We start from the raw sequence: 16895 nt of genomic DNA, 5'->3' as shown, positions 1-16895 counted from the left end.
GAGCCGGTCGGGACGGCTGGGTCGGCCACTGGCGCCGTGGAAGCACATTCCGCCGCGTCGACCGACTCCGCTATCCCTGCTGGCAAGTACGACGCTGACCTCGACCGCCTGTTCGGTGCGGGCGGCCCGCTCGCGCCCGCCGTCGGCACCTTCAAGCCACGCCAGGCCCAGACCGAGATGGCCAAGGCCGTCGCCCACGCCATCGACAACCAGCAGGTGCTCATGGCCGAGGCCGGTACGGGCACCGGCAAGACCTTCGCCTACCTGGTCCCGGCGCTGCTGTGGGGCGGCAAGACGATCGTCTCGACCGGCACCAAGAACCTGCAGGACCAGTTGTTCATGCGCGACATCCCGACCATCCGCGCCGCGCTGCGCGCGCCGGTCTCGGTAGCGCTGCTCAAGGGCCGCTCGAACTACGTCTGCCATTTCCACCTTGAGCGCACGCTGCAGAATGGCCGCCTGACCTCACGCGACGACGTCGGCCACCTGCGCGAAATCTCGCGCTTCATCAAAATGACCAACTCGGGCGACAAAGCCGAGCTGGCCAAGGTGCCGGAAACCGCCACGGTCTGGAACCTCGTCACGTCCACGCGCGACACCTGCATGGGCGCCGAGTGCCAGTACTACCAGGACTGTTTCGTCATGAAAGCGCGGCGCGAAGCGCAGCAGGCCGACATCGTCGTCGTCAACCACCACCTGTTCTTTGCCGACGTGGCGCTGAAGGACACCGGCGTGGCCGAGCTGCTGCCGTCGGCCAACACCATCATCTTCGATGAGGCGCACCAGCTGCCCGACACGGCGACGCTGTTCTTTGGCCAGTCGGTGTCGACCTCGCAAGTGCTCGAACTGTGCCGCGACGTGCTGGCCGAAGGCCTGGCGCATGCGCGTGGCGGCCCGGACTGGGCCAAGGTCGTCACCGTCGTCGAGAAAGCGGCGCGCGACCTGCGCCTGGCATTTGGCGAAGGCAATCTGCGCCTGTCGCTGCCGCAGATCATGCCGACATCGCAATTCTTCCCGGCGCTCGACAAGCTCAAGGCCGAGCTGGCGGGCATGATCACCGTGCTCGAAGAAAACGCCGCGCGCGCCGAAACCATCGAAGCCTGCCGCGTGCGGGCGCATGATCTTGCCGCCGCCATCGACGGCTGGAAGCCCGACGCCAAGGCCCCGGCTGCCGAGCAGGCCGTGCTGTGGGCCGAAGCGTTCGCATCGTCGCTGCAGTTGCACAAGACGCCGCTGTCGATCGCGCCGATCTTTTCCAACCAGCGCGAAGGCACGCCGCGCAGCTGGATCTTCACGTCGGCAACGCTGGCCGTCAAAAACGACTTCAAGCATTTCTCCGACCAGCTGGGCCTGACGGGCGAGCCGGCCAAGACCTGGCCGAGCCCGTTCGACTACGTGAACCAGGGCTTGCTGTACGTGCCGACCGGCTTGCCGGAACCGCAGGCGGCGGTCTACACCGACGCCGTCGTCGACGCGGCGCTGCCGGTGATCAAGGCGGCCGGCGGGCGCACGTTCTTCCTGTGCACGACGATTCGCGCCGTGAACAAGGTGGCGGAACGCCTGCGGGTCGAGTTTGCCGAGCGCGGCTGGGATTTTCCGCTGTTCGTGCAGGGCGAGCGTGGCCGCACCGAATTGCTCGATTCGTTCCGCACGGCTGGCAATGCCGTGCTGGTGGGCAGCCAGAGCTTCTGGGAAGGTGTCGACGTGCGCGGCGATGCGCTGTCGCTCGTGATCATCGACAAGCTGCCGTTTGCGCCGCCGGACGATCCGGTGCTGGCCGCGCGCATCGAGGTCATGGAAAAGCAGGGCCTCAACGGCTTCATGCACCACCAGTTGCCCGAGGCGATCATCACGCTCAAGCAGGGGGCAGGGCGCCTGATCCGCGACGTCGACGACCGGGGCGTGCTGATGATCTGCGATCCGCGCCTCATCACCAAACCGTACGGCCGCCGCATCTGGCAAAGCCTGCCGTCGTTCAAGCGCACGCGGGTGCAGGAAGACGTGCTGCGCTTCTTCGATCCGGCGGCGGCAGAACCCGATGACAGCGACGCCGGCACGGGTGCTTGAGCGCCAGATCGTGAGCGTGGTTGTTCGGCCGTTGCCGCTCTTGCCATGCTGCTTGTCAATTCGCTAAGTTATCGCGCATGGCGGCGTGTCAAAGCGGCATTCGGCGTCCCGGATCATGAAATCCGGGCGCATTTTTCCGCCACCAGGTGTCGATACAAGCGTTGCTTCAGGTAAAATCGCCTCCATGCGGATACTGATTAGCAACGACGATGGCTATCTCGCGCCCGGCATCCAGGCGCTGGCGGATGCGCTTGCGCCAATCGCCGAGATCGTCGTCGTCGCGCCCGACAGCAACCGTTCGGGCGCATCCAACTCCCTCACACTCGACCGTCCTCTGTCGGTCCACAAGGCGGCCAACGGCTTTTACTTTGCCAATGGCACGCCGACCGACTGCGTGCACATCGCGCTGACCGGGATGTCCGACGCGCTGCCCGACCTCGTGGTTTCCGGCATCAACAATGGCCAGAACATGGGCGACGACACGCTGTATTCCGGCACCGTGGCCGCCGCCACCGAAGCGTATCTGTTCGGCGTGCCGGCCATCGCGTTCTCGCAGGTCAACAGCGGCTGGGCCCACGTGGACGATGCGGCCCGCGTGGCGCGCGACATCGTGGAGCGTTTCGCGGCCGGTGGTTTTGCCGCCTTGCCGTCGCCGTTCCTGCTCAACGTGAACATCCCGAACCTGCCGTACGAGCAGATCGGCCCGCTGACGCCGGCCCGCCTTGGCCGCCGTCACCAGGCCGAGCCCGTCATCCGTGCTCAGGATCCGCGCGGGCGCGAGATCTTCTGGATCGGCGCCCCGGGCGCTTGCCTCGATGCGGGCGAGGGCACCGATTTCCACGCCACGGCGCAGGGCCGCGTGTCGATCACGCCGCTGCAGATCGATCTGACCCACAAGACCCAGCTCGATCTGCTGGCGGGAGCCTTGCCATGAAGGACGCGCGGCCGAACTTCCCGTTGCCGCTGTCGTCGACGACCAGTGGCGCACGGAAACCCGGCGCGCCGGCGCCGGTGTTCACGCCGCAGACCGCGACCCGCAACGCCGCCAGCGGCAGCAAGGCGCCGCTTGAAGCCGGGCCAGCCGCACGCGCGCCCGGCTATGTGCCGGCCGCGACCGGTGCGCCGACCGCCCAGCGTTCGGACCTGGCCGCCACCGAAGCGGTGCGCCGCGCGATGGTGTCGCGCATCGCACGCCAGGGCGTGAACGATCCGCACGTGCTGCGCGCGATGGAAATCGTGCCGCGCCATCTGTTCCTGGAGCCGGCCATGTCGGGCCAGGCGTATGTCGATGCGTCGCTGCCGATCGGCCATCAGCAGACGATGTCGCAGCCGTACATCGTGGCGCGCATGATCGACATGATGTGCGCTGGGCGCAAGCTCGAGCGCGTGCTCGAGATCGGCACGGGCTGCGGTTACCAGGCCGCGGTGCTGTCGTTCGTCGCGAAGGACGTGTACTCGATCGAGCGCATCAAGGCCCTGCACGAGCTTGCCAAAACCAATCTGCGCCCGATGCGCATATCGAACCTGCGTTTGCAGTATGGCGATGGTATGTTAGGCTTGCCGCAGGTGGCGCCGTTCGACGGTATCATTCTCGCGGCCGCCGGCATCGATGTGCCGCGCGCGCTGCTCGAGCAGCTGGCCATCGGTGCGCATCTGGTCGCGCCCGTTGGCGCCGAGGTGCAGCACCTGCACCGCATAACCCGCACCGGCAAGGCCGAGTGGACCAGCGAGACGCTGGAAGCGTGCCACTTTGTGCCCCTGCGCCCGGGCACCATCTAATTTCAATCTGGGCCGCCAGGCCCGCAGTACGCCGACAAGACTAAAGAATGCCAATGACACAAGCACCGCGTTTAGCCCTACTGACGATTATCATCGGCCTCGTTGCCGGCTGTTCCACCACGACCCGCCAGGCGCCCGTCGTCGAACGCGGCACCCCGCCCGCACAGACCCGCCCGGCGCCAGTGCGCGTCGACGAGACCCCCAAGCACGACGAGCGCGGCATGTACACCGTACGCAAGGGCGACACGCTGCTGCGCATCGCCTTCGACTTTGGCCAGAACTACCGCGACCTGGTGGACTGGAACAAGCTGGCCAATCCGGACGACATCAAGGTCGGCCAGGTGCTGCGCGTGAGCCCGCCGGGCGGCGAGCGCACGGCCAACGTCCAGACCCAGCCGATTCCGATGCCGCCGGCCGCCAGCGCGCCGCGCAAGACCGAGCCGCGCGTCGACAAGAAGCCGGTCACCGAGACCACGGTGGCCGATACGCGCCCAAGCGTTCCGGCTGTCACGCCGGTCGTGCCGGCAGCGCCAGCGGCCCCGGCTGCCGGGGCCAGCGACGAAGCACGCCTGAGCTGGATGTGGCCATCGGAAGGGCGCGTCATCGCCACCTTCGACGACGGCCGCAACAAGGGCCTGGACATCGCCGGCAAGGCTGGCCAGCCCGTGGTCGCCGCCGGTTCCGGCAAGGTCATGTACGCTGGCAGCGGGATTCGCGGTTATGGTAACCTCGTGATCGTCAAGCATAGCAACAGCCTGTTGTCGGCCTACGCGCACAATCGCAAGATCGTCGTGAAGGAAGGCGACAATGTGGCCAAGGGCCAATTGATCGCCGAAATGGGCGATTCCGACGCCGACCTGGTCAAGCTGCACTTCGAAATCCGCCAGCAGGGCAAGCCGGTCGACCCGACGAGGTTCCTGCCCGTTCGATAGGATGGTATGACACAGCCGCCGCACTCGCTCGACCCGCAGGACACCGACGAGTTTCCGGATGACCCGGAAAGCGGGCCGGTGGCTGCTGCGGGTGACGGCGAGCCGCTGGCGGTTGCCGCCGTCGTCGATACGGTCGACGAGCTGCGCAAGGTCTTGCAGGCCGAGCTCGCGACCGACACCACCCAGCACTACCTGAACCAGATCGGCACCCGCGCGTTGCTCACGCACGCCGAGGAAGTCCATTTCTCCACGCTGGCCAAGGCCGGAGATTTCGGCGCGCGCCAGACGATGATCGAGCACAATCTGCGCCTGGTCGTCTCGATCGCCAAGCATTACATCAACCGCGGCGTGGTGCTGCTCGACCTGATCGAGGAAGGCAATATCGGCCTGATGCGCGCGATCGACAAGTTCGAACCCGAGCGCGGCTTTCGCTTTTCGACCTACGCGACCTGGTGGATCCGCCAGAGCATCGAGCGCGCGATCATGAACCAGGCGCGCACGGTGCGCCTGCCGGTGCACATGGTGCGCGAACTCAACGGCGTGCTGCGCGCCAAATACCACCTCGAAGCACAAACCCACGACGGCAAGGAAGCCTCGAGCGAGGATATCGCCAGCCTGGTAGGCCGCCCGGTCGAGGAGGTGCAGGACATCCTGATGCTGTCCGAGCATCCTACCTCGCTCGATGCACCGCTTGACAACGACCCGCAATCGAGCCTGATGGACGTGCTGCCCGACGACGGCGAGAGCAGTCCCGATGCCCACGCCGAGCAGCAGGAAGCCGCGCTCTTGGTGCGCGACTGGCTGGCGCGCCTGCCGGACAAGCAGCGCCTGGTCGTCACGCGCCGCTTCGGCCTGGACAACGACGAGCCGGCCACGCTCGAGACGCTGGCCGACGAGCTGGGCGTCACGCGCGAGCGGGTGCGCCAGATCCAGCAGGAAGCGCTGGTGAAACTCAAGCGGGCGATGGCCGCCCGTGGCGTGGTCCGCGACGCGCTGTTATGAACCATCGGGGCGGGTTGTAGCGCCTCATCCGTTTCCTTGCTATCATGCGCGCGCCTGTCCGGCCGCGCCGCCAGCGCATCCTCCCCTCGACGCTCACTCCTTTCTGATCGCCCATGCACGACATTTTCATCGACATCAAATCCCTCGACATGGACGGGCGCGGCGTTGGCCACCTCGAGAACGCCGACGGCTCGCCCGGTAAAGTGGTCTTCGTCGAAGGCGCGCTGCCGGGCGAGCGCGTCAGCTACGAGACGCTCAAGAAAAAGAAGAACTGGGAAGCGGGCCGCATGGTCACGCTGCAGCGCGCGTCGTCGATGCGGGTCGAGCCCAAATGCATCCATTTCGGTTACTGCGGCGGCTGCTCGATGCAGCACCTGGAACCGGGCGCGCAGGTCGCGATGAAGCAGCGCGTGCTGGAAGATAACCTCAAGCACATTGCCAAGGTGAAGGCCGAGACCATCCTGCGGCCGATGTACGGCCCGACCTGGGATTACCGCTACCGCGCGCGCTTGTCGGTGCGTAACGTGCCAAAGAAAAACACGGTGATGGTGGGCTTTCACGAGAAAGCCTCGGCGCTGGTGGCCGACATCGTCACCTGCGAAATCCTGCCCGACCACGTCGCGCGCCTGATCGTGCCGCTGCGCGAACTGATCGCCGCACTGTCGGTGATCGACCACGTGCCCCAGATCGAACTGGCGATCGGCGAAGAATCGACCGTGCTGGTGCTGCGCATCATGGCGCCACTGAGCCGCAAGGACGAAACGCTGCTCAAGGCATTCGCCGACACATGGAAGATCCACTGGTGGCTGCAGTCGAAGGGGCCTGACTCGGCGCACCCGTACTATCCGCTGGGCACCGACCTGTACTACACGCTGCCGGAGTTTGGCATCCGCATGCCGTTCAAGCCGACCGACTTTACCCAGGTCAACCACCAGATCAACCGCGTGCTGGTCTCGAAGGCGCTGCGTCTGCTGGACGTGCAGCCAACCGACCGCGTGGCCGACCTGTTCTGCGGCCTGGGCAACTTCACGCTGCCACTGGCGACCCAGGCGCGCGAAGTCGTCGGCATCGAGGGCAGCACCGCGCTGACCGAACGCGCGCTGGACAATGCCCGTGCCAATGGCCTCGCGGCCAAGACGTCATTCTCGACCCGCAACCTGTTCGACGTGACCAAAGAAGACCTGGTGGCGTTGGGCCGCTTCGACCGCATGCTGATCGACCCGCCCCGCGACGGCGCCATGGCGCTGGCGCAAGCGCTGGCGGAGCTGCGCACCACCCACGAGCACCTGATGCCGCAGCGGATCGTCTACGTCTCGTGCAGCCCATCGACACTGGCGCGCGACGCCGGCATCCTCGTGCACGAAGCCGGCTACGTGATGACGAAGGCAGGCGTCGTCAACATGTTCCCACACACGTCCCACGTGGAATCGATCGGCGTGTTCGAGCTGGGTGAAAAGCCCGTGCCGGCAGAAGAGTGGACCTGAAAAGCCGGGGTCAGGTCTGACATTCGGACACGACCTCGACAGACGGGCAGTTGGAACTCGCTGGCATCGCTCAAGGCTAATGCTGTGCTAGACACCATTGGATGTGGCTAAAGCTGAGGTCGTGTCTAAATGTCAGACCTGACCCCCGCTGTGGGTGAGGAAATAATGAACGAAAAAAAACCGGCCAGTGGCCGGTTTTTTTATTGGGGCAGAGGACGATCAGTCGTCGCCGCCCACGATGCCCAGCAGGCGCAGCAGGCTGGAGAAGATGTTGAAGACGTTCAGGTAGATCGACAGCGTGGCGGTGACGTAGTTGGTTTCGCCGCCATTGACGATGCGCTGCACGTCATACAGGATGAAGGCCGAGAAGATACCGATCGCCAGAATCGAGATCACGATCGACAGCACCGACATCTGCAGGAAGATGTTGGCAACGACGGCCAGCAGCAGCACGACGACGCCGGCCATCAGCCAGCTGCCCATGCCCGAGAAATCGCGCTTGGTCGTGGTGGCGATGCTGGCCATCACGGCGAACACGATCGCGGTGCCACCAAAGGCGGTCATGATCAGGCTGCCACCGTTCGAGTAGTTCAAGGTGTGCGTCAGCAGCGGGGCCAGCATCAGGCCCATGAAGAACGTGAAGCCCAGCAGCAGGGCAACGCCCAGACCGGAGTCCTTGTTCTTTTCGATCGCCCACATGAAGCCGAATGCGACCGCCATGAAGATCACGAAGCCGAGGATACCGCTGAACAGCGCGACACCCATGGACACGCCAAGGAAGGCGCCTGCCACGGTCGGGATCATCGACAGCGCCAGCAACCAGTAAGTATTGCGTAGCACTTTGTTACGCGAGGCCTGGCCACCTTTGGTCAGGTCGATGGTACTTTGGGTACTAGGATACATAGTGCCTCCGGAGAAATGAATAACTGCAGGTACTGTACAGCAACTACCTATCATCCTATAACACGTGACTTAAACGAGCATGAAGTTTGATCAAGAAGCTGGACGTAAGTTTGCCGCCACTGTACCACCTTGCCGACCGCCACCGCAATATGAGCTTTTCGGGTCGGATATGGTAAAATTGAAGGTTAATTGAGTCCCAAAGTTTGTTTACATCGCTCAGTTCTAAACCTTTCATTTTATTGGAGTTTTCTCATGGCAATCGAACGCACCCTGTCCATCATCAAGCCTGACGCAGTCGCAAAAAACGTGATCGGCAAAATCTACAGCCGTTTCGAAGAAGCTGGCCTGAAGATCGTCGCTGCACGCATGGTGCAACTGTCGCGCGCTGAAGCCGAAGGCTTCTACGCTGTGCACGCTGCACGTCCATTCTTCAAGGACCTGGTCGAGTTCATGATCTCGGGTCCAGTCATGGTCACCGCCCTCGAAGGCGAAGGCGCGATCCTGAAAAACCGCGACCTGATGGGTGCAACCGATCCAAAGAAAGCTGACGCCGGCACCATCCGCGCTGACTTCGCCGATTCGATCGATGCCAACGCTGTTCACGGTTCGGACGCTGCCGAAACCGCTGCTGTGGAAATCGCTTACTACTTCCCGGCACTGAACGTCTACTCGCGTTAATTAGTAAGGGGGAGCGCAGTCCGGGCGCGCCCCGGAGCATTCTCCCCGGACTAATGCAATGAGTAACCCGCTCGCCTGCGGCCAAGGGCCGATGCGAGCGGGTGCTGAAACTGAGGAATTTTTGCCATGACGACGCTCACCAACCTGCTGGACCTCGATCCCGCGCAACTCGTCGCGTATTGCGCCGACTTGGGTGAGAAGCCGTTCCGCGCCAAGCAACTCCAACGCTGGATTCACCAGTTTGGCGCCGCGGACTTCGACAGCATGACCGACCTGGCCAAATCGCTGCGTGAAAAGCTGAGCACGCGCGCCGAAGTGCGCGCACCAGCCATCGTCAGCGACAACACGTCCACCGACGGCACGCGCAAGTGGCTGGTCGATGTCGGCAATGGCAATGCGGTCGAAACCGTGTTCATCCCGGAAGAAAACCGCGGCACGCTGTGTATCTCCACACAAGCCGGCTGCGCCGTCAACTGCCGTTTCTGCTCGACGGGCAAGCAGGGCTTCAACCGCAACCTGACAGTCGCCGAAATCATCGGCCAGCTGTGGATGGCCGAGTTCGAGCTGCGCCGCACCAAAGGCATCGAGCCCGGTCCGAAGGGCGAACGCCAGATCACCAATGTGGTGATGATGGGCATGGGCGAGCCGCTGCTGAACTACGAACCCACCGTTACCGCGCTCAAGCTGATGCTCGACGATAACGCCTACGGCCTGTCGCGCCGCCGCGTGACCCTGTCGACCTCGGGCGTGGTGCCGAACATCGACAAGCTGTCGCAGGATGTGCCGGTGGCCATGGCCGTGTCGCTTCACGCGTCGAACGATGCGCTGCGCGATATCCTGGTGCCGCTGAACAAGAAATACCCGTTGCGCGAACTGATGGCTGCCTGCAAGCGCTATCTCGAGTTTGCGCCGCGCGACTTCATCACCTTCGAATACTGCATGCTCGACGGCTTCAACGACAGCGACGAGCACGCACGCGAACTGATCGCGCTGGTCAACGACCCCGTGGTTGGCGTGAACTGCAAGTTCAACCTGATTCCGTTCAATCCGTTCCCCGAGTCCGGCCTGTTCCGCTCCAAGAATCCGCGCATCAAGGCGTTTGCCCAGGTGCTGATGGATGCCGGCATCGTCACCACCGTGCGCAAGACGCGCGGCGACGATATCGACGCCGCCTGCGGCCAGCTGGCCGGTGAGGTCAAGGACCGCACCCGGGTGGTCGAGCGCATGGAGAAAATGGCCGAGTACCAGAAAAAGTTCGGCGCCGACTTCGGGCGCATCGTGGAGATCCCGACCTGATGAAGCTTGCCGCCGCCGCGCTTGCACTCGCCTCGACCCTGACCCTGCTGGCCGGATGCGCCAGCAACGCGGGCGGCGGGTTTGGCAGCGGATTGGGTACCACCGGCGAGCTCAAGACGGCGTCGGACCAGACGGCGGGCGAAAAGCGTGCGTCGATCCGCATTCAACTGGCGGTCGGTTATTACCAGCAGGGCAAGTATGAAATCGCGCTCGACGAAATCAAGAAGGCGCTGGCGGCCGATGCGGCCTATGCCGATGCCTACGGTTTACGCGCGCTGGTCTACACGTCGATGGGCCAGTATCCGCTGGCGGAAGAGAATTACCAGCAGGCGCTGCGCCTGCGCCCGAACGACCCGGAGTTTTCAAACAACTTCGGCTCGTTCCTGTGCCAGTCGGTCAACCGTCCGGCCGAGGCAATGCGTTATTTCGATGCCGCACTGAAGAACCCCACGTACCAGACGCCGCTCAGCGCGCTGGTAAATGCGGGCGTGTGCAGCATCAAGAACCGGAACAACGATGCGGCCGAGCGCTATCTGCTCGAAGCCTTGCGTCTGAACCCCGGTCTGCCGACGGTCAATACCGGATTGGCGCGGGTGTACTACGAGCGGCGCGACCTTGAGCGCGCCGGTTTTTTCATCAACCGCCTGCTCGAGACAGCCAAGCTCGAGACGCTGCCGGCTGATGCGCTGTGGCTTGCCATGCGCATCGGCCGCAAGGCGGGTGACCGGACCCATGAAGCGTCGCTGGCGGCCCAGCTGCGGCGCCGCTTCCCCGGTTCGCCCGAGTACGCAGCGTACGAGCGCGGGGCGTTTGGTGAGTAAAGAAGAACAAGGACAAGGACAAGGACAATGAACGAGCAAGCAGACCAGCCAGCCGCACCGGGCAACGCGTCCGGCATCCCTGGCAAGACCCTGCAATCCCAGCGCGAAACCATGGGCTGGAGCGTCGAGCAGGTTGCCGACCAGCTCAAGCTGGCGCCGCGCCAGGTGCTGGCGCTGGAAGCGGGCGATTACGCCTCGCTGCCGAGCCCCGCCGTCACGCGCGGTTTCGTGCGCGCCTACGCGAAGCTGCTGCGCATCGACGCGGCGCCACTGGTGTCGATGATCGAACTGAACATGCCGCCGGAAGCCCGTGCTGGCGCGCAGTCGGCGATGGCTGCTGCCCGCCGTGAACAAAAACCGGCGGCATTCTCGGAAACCCGGTTCCCGATCAACGGCAAGCGCCGCAGCCTGCCGCTGGGCTGGATCGCCGTCGTGGTCGTGGTCGCCGGCGCTGCAGTTGCTGCCTGGCAGTTCAACCTGATTCCAAGTCTGAATCGCGATGTCGAATCGGGCGATACGATGGTGCTCGAGAATCCGGCTGCCGGTGTCGTGGCGCCGGGCGTTGCTGCGCCAGGCGCCGCCGCGCCGGTCCAGCAAGGCCTGATCAATCCGTCCGTGCCGCTCATCTCGGTGCCGTCGCCATCGAGCCAGGGCACGGCCCCGGCGGGCGCGCCAACGACCGCGCCAACCACGCCAACCACGCCGACCGCACCCGCCGCGGCGCCTGCCGCCGCGCCGGTCACTGCACCGGTGACGGCCACGCCTGCGCCAGTCGCGGCAGCGCCGGCTGTCGTAGCGCCGGCCGCCGCTGGCGCCAACACCCTGGTGCTGAACGTGCGCGCCGATTCTTGGATCGAAGTGCGCCCGAGCGGCGGCGGTCGTCCGCTGATCTCGCGCCTGGTCAAGGCCGGCAGCACCGAGTCGGTCGAAGTCGCCGGCCCCGTCAACCTGACCGTCGGCGTGCCGGGCGCCGTGACCGCGACCCTGCGCGGCGCCAACGTCCCGCTGCCACAGCAGCCGGGCAAGACCATCGCACGCGTGGCCCTGAAATAAGCTGATCACTCGCTGGAACCAACATGAATTCCTTGAACGAAGCCCCAATCCCCGAGTACGCATCGGCCGCCGCCATTCCGTCGGGCCCGATGGCCCGCCGCGCCAGCCGCAAGGTCCTGGTCGCGCATGGTGCGCGCCAGGTGTGGGTCGGTGGCGATGCACCGGTCGTCGTGCAGTCGATGACCAATACCGATACTGCCGATGCGATCGGCACCGCGATCCAGATCAAGGAGCTGGCGCGTGCCGGCTCCGAGATCGTGCGCATCACTGTGAACACGCCTGAAGCAGCAGCGGCCGTACCGGCGATCCGCGCCCAGCTCGACCGCATGGAAGTCGATGTGCCGCTGGTCGGCGACTTCCACTACAACGGCCACCTGCTGCTGCGCGACTATCCCGAGTGCGCGCAGGCGCTGTCGAAATACCGCATCAATCCGGGCAATGTGGGGCAGGGCGCCAAGCGCGACACCCAGTTCGCCCAGATGATCGAGATCGCTGCCAAGTACGACAAGCCGGTACGCATCGGCGTGAACTGGGGCAGCCTGGACCAGTCGCTGCTGGCGCGCATCATGGACGAGAACGCCTTGCGCGCCAACCCATGGTCGGCCCAGGCTGTGATGTATGAAGCGCTGATCACGTCGGCCATTGAGAACGCCATCCGCGCCGAAGAAGTGGGCCTGGCGCGCGACAAGATCATCCTGTCGTGCAAGGTTTCGGGCGTGCAGGACCTGATCGCCGTGTACCGCGAACTGGCCCGCCGCTGCGATTATCCGCTGCACCTGGGCCTGACCGAAGCGGGCATGGGCAGCAAGGGCATCGTCGCCTCGACCGCTGCGCTGTCGGTGCTGCTGCAAGAAGGCATCGGCGACACGATCCGTATTTCGCTCACCCCCGAGCCGGGCGGCGACCGCACGCGCGAAGTCATCGTCGGCCAGGAAATCCTGCAGACGATGGGCCTGCGCAAGTTCACGCCGATGGTCATTGCGTGCCCGGGTTGCGGCCGCACGACGTCGACCGTGTTCCAGGAGCTGGCAGACAATATCCAGACGTTCCTGCGCGACCAGATGCCGGAATGGAAAAAGACCTATCCGGGCGTGGAAGGCATGAACGTGGCCGTGATGGGTTGCATCGTCAACGGTCCGGGCGAATCGAAGCACGCGAACATCGGCATCAGCTTGCCGGGCACGGGCGAATCGACGGCGGCGCCGGTGTTTGTCGATGGCCAGAAGTTTGCCACGCTGCGCGGCGAACGGATCGTCGAAGAATTCCAGACGATCGTGCTGGACTATGTGAAGAAAAACTACGGCCGCGAGTCGGTCACTGAATGATACGTAGGGTGGACGGCTTGGCCGTCCACGCGTCCAACCGGTGCATGCGCTGCAGGAACGCGTGGACGGCATAGCCGTCCACCCTACGCGAAGAATTGGTTCCGGCAGTATCGGCACCGTTTGAACGCACGAAGAATTGGTTCCGGCAGAATCGGCACCGTTTGAACGCACAAACAATTGGTTCAGGCAGTACAAGCACCGTTTGAACACGAAAAAGAGTTAACAGAAAATGTCCAAACCAGAAAAAATCGTCGCCATCAAAGGCATGAACGACATCCTGCCCAGCGATGCACCGCTGTGGGAATTGTTCGAGAACACCACTGAAACGATCCTGAAAAGCTACGGCTACCAGAAGATCGTCACGCCGATCGTCGAGCAGACGAGCCTGTTCTCACGCGCCATCGGCGCCGTGACCGACATCGTCGAAAAAGAGATGTACTCGTTCGAAGATTCGATGAACGGCGACCAGCTCACGCTGCGTCCTGAAGGCACCGCCAGCGTCGTGCGCGCCGTGCTCGAACACAATCTGGTCTACGATGGCCCGCGCCGCCTGTGGTACAAGGGTCCGATGTTCCGCCACGAGCGTCCGCAGCGCGGCCGCTATCGCCAGTTCTTCCAGTTCGGCGCTGAAGCCATCGGTTTTTCGGGCCCGGACATTGATGCCGAGCTGATCATGATGTGCCGTCGCCTGTGGGATGACCTGGGCATCGAGAACGTGCGCCTCGAACTGAACTCGATCGGCAATGCCGAAGAGCGTCAGCGTCACCGCGCCGACCTGATCGCCTACCTCGAGCAGCACGAAAGCATTCTGGACGCCGAAGCCAAGCGCCGCCTGCACAGCAATCCGCTGCGTATCCTCGACACCAAGAACCCGGCCATGCAGGAAATGGTCAACGCGGCCCCGCGCCTGCTTGATTACCTGGGTGAAGAATCGCTGGCGCACTTTAATGGCGTCAAATTCTTGCTGGATCAGAACGCGGTGCAGTACACCGTGAACCCACGCCTCGTGCGCGGCCTGGACTATTACAACCGCACCGTGTTCGAGTGGGTCACCGATGCACTCGGTTCGCAAGGCACGATCTGCGCTGGCGGGCGCTACGATCCGCTGGTGGAAACCTTTGGCGGCAAGGCCACGCCGGCCGTCGGTTTCGCGATGGGCATGGAGCGTATCATCGAGCTGATGAAGGCGATGGGCGAGCCGGCCGAGCCGAACCAATGCGACGTCTACATGGTCCATCAGGGCGAGAAGGCGCAGCTGCAAGCTTTCATCCTGGCCGAGCGCATTCGGGATGCCGGGCTGGATGTTGTGTTACATTGCGCAACGCCAGCGGGTGCCGGCAGCTTCAAGAGCCAGATGAAGAAGGCCGACGGGTCCGGCGCGGCGTTTGCCGTGATCATTGGCGACGACGAAGTTGCCAACGAGACCGCGGCCGTGAAGACGATGCGCGGCGAGATCGGCGAGCAGCAGCAGAGCACCGTGCCGTTCCTGGAAGTGGTCGATTACCTGGTCGACCAGATCACCGGCGCGCACGTGCATGATGAACACTGCGATCACGATCACGATCACATCCACAAGCATTAACACCCGTCGTACGACGCATTCCATCCACTCACTACAAGAACACGCACATGGCATACGATCACCAAGAGCAGGAACAGCTTGATTCCTTCAAGGCGTTCTGGTCGAAATACGGCAACATCATCGTCTGGGTCCTGATCCTGGCGCTCGGTTCCTTCGCCGGCTGGAATTTCTGGAAGACCCACCAGGCCAACAAGTCGATCGAAGCTTCGGCGCTGTACGACGAACTGCAGACGTCGCTGCTGGCCAATGACAATGCCAAGGTGCAGCGTATCGCCGGCGACATCCGCAGCAAGTACGAAAATTCGCCGTACACGCAGATGGCAGCCCTGGCCGCGGCCAAGACGGCGTTCGAAGCGAACGACCTGAAAACCGCCAAGGCCCAGCTGCAATGGGCGGCCGACAACGGTAACGACGAATACAAGTCGATCGCCAAGCTGCGTCTGGCGGGCGTGCTGCTCGATGAAAAAGCCTTCGACGAAGCACTGAAAGTCTTGAACGGCACGTTCCTGCCGCAGTTCACTGCCCAGGTCAACGACCGCAAGGGCGATGTGCTGGTCGGCCAGAACAAGCTGAACGAAGCGCGTGCTGCGTATGTCGCCGCGCTGGCCGCGATGGATGCCGCCAGCCCGGCCCGTCAACTGGTGCAGGTCAAGCTCGAAGCCATCGGCGGCACGGTGCCGGCAGACAAGAACGGCAAAGCGCCAGCCGCAGACCAGAAAGCGGCTGCGTAAATTTTTCGCATGAGATGGCCCGCGTCCGCCTTCGAGCGGCCGCGGGCTTTGCGTCCTTTATAGTCCAGGAACAAGGTAGAACATAATGCGTATTAGCAGCAAGCTTGTTGGCGTCGGCGTACTGGCCCTGATGACGGGTTGCTCGACCCTCAATTCGCTCAATCCATTTGCATCCGACAAGAAGGGCGATCAACCCGCCAAGCTTGTCGAACTCAAGGGCAGCATGGCCGTGCGCACCGCATGGAAACTCGACATCGGCAAGGCCAAGGGCTATCAGTTCTCGCCTGCGCTGAGCGGCAACACGCTCGTCGTGGCCGCGGCCGATGGCGCCATTGCGCGCGTCGACGCCGCCACCGGCAAGCAGCTGTGGCGCGTCAAGGCCGACAGCGAGCTGTCGGCGGGCGTGGGCACGGATGGCAACCTGATCGTCGTCGGTGCCGAGAAGGGCATCCTGATGGGCTACAACATGGACGGCAAGCTGCTCTGGAAAACGCAGCTGTCGAGCGAGATCCTGTCGGCGCCGGTCGTGTCGCAAGGTATCGTCGTCGCCCGTTCGATCGACAACCGCATCGTCGGTGTCGACGCCACGGATGGCAGCAAGAAATGGACTGTGCAGAAGGTCGCGCCGCCGCTGACGCTGCGCAACGCGCCAGGCATGATCGTGGCCGGCACCGACGTCATCGTCGCGCAGCCGGGCGGCAAGCTGTCCGCACTGATCATCGCCACCGGCGCACCGCGCTGGGACGTCGAGGTCGGCATCTCGCGCGGCGCGACCGAACTGGAGCGCGTCACCGATATCGGCGGCGCCCCGGTGCTGTTCGAGAACGAGGTGTGCGCCGCTTCCTACCAAGGGCGCGTAGGCTGCTTTGACCTGGTGACCGGTTCGGCGCGCTGGACGCGCGACCTGTCCTCCAGCGTCGGCGTGGCCGTCGACCAATTGTTCGTGTTCGCACCGGACGACAAGGGAGCACTCAATGCATTCACCCGCGACACGGGCGCCAGCAGCTGGAAGAACGACAAACTGTCGTTCCGCCGCCTGTCGACCCCGCTGTCGTATGGCCGCGCCGTCGCGGTCGGCGACTACGAAGGCTACGTGCACTTCCTGTCGCGCGAAGATGGCTCTTTCCTGGCGCGCGCCGCAACCGACGGGAGCCCGATCGTGGGCACGCCGCTGGTGGCCGGCGCAAACCTGATTTTTCAAACACAAAACGGAACTGTGACCGCCATCGCGGTCGAATAAGA

15 protein-coding genes are annotated in these 16895 nt (G+C 64.0%); 14 read left to right on the top strand and 1 reads right to left on the bottom strand.

Annotated elements, in window-relative coordinates; all coding sequences use genetic code 11:
- Nucleotides 1–36: 36 nt before the first annotated feature.
- The 6 genes from yoaA (at nt 37) to rlmD (ending at nt 7264) form a co-directional block, all read left to right on the top strand.
- The gene (gene yoaA / locus NX775_RS05420) at nt 37–2067 is read left to right on the top strand and encodes a DNA repair helicase YoaA (RefSeq protein WP_258835042.1); all 2031 of its coding nucleotides are present in this window, start codon (nt 37–39) and stop codon (nt 2065–2067) included.
- A 184-nt stretch (nt 2068–2251) separates the two neighbouring features.
- Nucleotides 2252–3001, top strand: a complete 750-nt coding sequence (surE, locus tag NX775_RS05415; protein WP_258835041.1) for a 5'/3'-nucleotidase SurE — start codon at nt 2252–2254, stop codon at nt 2999–3001.
- A complete protein-coding gene (locus NX775_RS05410; protein WP_258835040.1) occupies nt 2998–3846 on the top strand; it encodes a protein-L-isoaspartate(D-aspartate) O-methyltransferase in 849 nt (282 codons plus the stop codon). Before surE ends, NX775_RS05410 begins: the two co-directional genes overlap by 4 nt.
- A gap of 53 nt (nt 3847–3899) precedes the next feature.
- Entirely contained in the window at nt 3900–4778 is an 879-nt protein-coding gene (locus tag NX775_RS05405) for a peptidoglycan DD-metalloendopeptidase family protein (RefSeq protein WP_258835039.1), read from the top strand.
- Between the two features lie 6 nt (nt 4779–4784).
- On the top strand, nt 4785–5780 hold the full coding sequence (gene rpoS, locus NX775_RS05400; protein ID WP_258835038.1) for an RNA polymerase sigma factor RpoS: 996 nt from the start codon (nt 4785–4787) through the stop codon (nt 5778–5780).
- A gap of 113 nt (nt 5781–5893) precedes the next feature.
- The gene (gene rlmD / locus NX775_RS05395; RefSeq protein WP_258835037.1) at nt 5894–7264 is read left to right on the top strand and encodes a 23S rRNA (uracil(1939)-C(5))-methyltransferase RlmD; all 1371 of its coding nucleotides are present in this window, start codon (nt 5894–5896) and stop codon (nt 7262–7264) included.
- 219 nt (nt 7265–7483) lie between these two features.
- On the opposite strand, the gene NX775_RS05390 is transcribed toward rlmD, so the two are convergent.
- Nucleotides 7484–8167, bottom strand: a complete 684-nt coding sequence (locus tag NX775_RS05390) for a Bax inhibitor-1/YccA family protein (RefSeq protein WP_183555426.1) — start codon at nt 8165–8167, stop codon at nt 7484–7486.
- Between the two features lie 252 nt (nt 8168–8419).
- On the opposite strand from NX775_RS05390, the gene ndk reads away from it, so the two are divergent.
- The 8 genes from ndk to bamB all read left to right on the top strand — a co-directional run bounded on the left by ndk (nt 8420) and on the right by bamB (nt 16893).
- The gene (gene ndk, locus NX775_RS05385; RefSeq protein WP_183555425.1) at nt 8420–8845 is read left to right on the top strand and encodes a nucleoside-diphosphate kinase; all 426 of its coding nucleotides are present in this window, start codon (nt 8420–8422) and stop codon (nt 8843–8845) included.
- A gap of 126 nt (nt 8846–8971) precedes the next feature.
- The gene (gene rlmN / locus NX775_RS05380; RefSeq protein WP_258835036.1) at nt 8972–10141 is read left to right on the top strand and encodes a dual-specificity RNA methyltransferase RlmN; all 1170 of its coding nucleotides are present in this window, start codon (nt 8972–8974) and stop codon (nt 10139–10141) included.
- The gene (gene pilW, locus NX775_RS05375; RefSeq protein WP_258835035.1) at nt 10141–10962 is read left to right on the top strand and encodes a type IV pilus biogenesis/stability protein PilW; all 822 of its coding nucleotides are present in this window, start codon (nt 10141–10143) and stop codon (nt 10960–10962) included. Before rlmN ends, pilW begins: the two co-directional genes overlap by 1 nt.
- 27 nt (nt 10963–10989) lie before the next feature.
- On the top strand, nt 10990–12015 hold the full coding sequence (locus NX775_RS05370) for a helix-turn-helix domain-containing protein (RefSeq protein ID WP_258835034.1): 1026 nt from the start codon (nt 10990–10992) through the stop codon (nt 12013–12015).
- 23 nt (nt 12016–12038) lie between these two features.
- Nucleotides 12039–13340 carry a flavodoxin-dependent (E)-4-hydroxy-3-methylbut-2-enyl-diphosphate synthase gene (gene ispG / locus NX775_RS05365; RefSeq protein WP_258835033.1) on the top strand — a complete coding sequence of 434 codons (1302 nt, stop codon included), beginning with the start codon at nt 12039–12041 and terminating at the stop codon, nt 13338–13340.
- 229 nt (nt 13341–13569) lie between these two features.
- Nucleotides 13570–14922 (top strand): histidine--tRNA ligase, encoded by a 1353-nt coding sequence (gene hisS / locus NX775_RS05360; RefSeq protein ID WP_258835032.1) that lies wholly within the window; start codon nt 13570–13572, stop codon nt 14920–14922.
- Between the two features lie 47 nt (nt 14923–14969).
- The gene (locus NX775_RS05355; RefSeq protein ID WP_258835031.1) at nt 14970–15653 is read left to right on the top strand and encodes a YfgM family protein; all 684 of its coding nucleotides are present in this window, start codon (nt 14970–14972) and stop codon (nt 15651–15653) included.
- An 85-nt stretch (nt 15654–15738) separates the two neighbouring features.
- Nucleotides 15739–16893, top strand: coding sequence for an outer membrane protein assembly factor BamB (bamB, locus tag NX775_RS05350; RefSeq protein ID WP_258835030.1), 1155 nt, complete (start codon nt 15739–15741; stop codon nt 16891–16893).
- Nucleotides 16894–16895: the final 2 nt, after the last annotated feature.

The sequence above is a fragment of the Massilia aurea genome (assembly GCF_024753205.1).
Taxonomy (GTDB): domain Bacteria; phylum Pseudomonadota; class Gammaproteobacteria; order Burkholderiales; family Burkholderiaceae_D; genus Telluria; species Telluria aurea.
The sequence above is the reverse complement of the archived record's forward strand: the minus strand, read 5'-3'. Positions and strand labels throughout refer to the sequence as shown.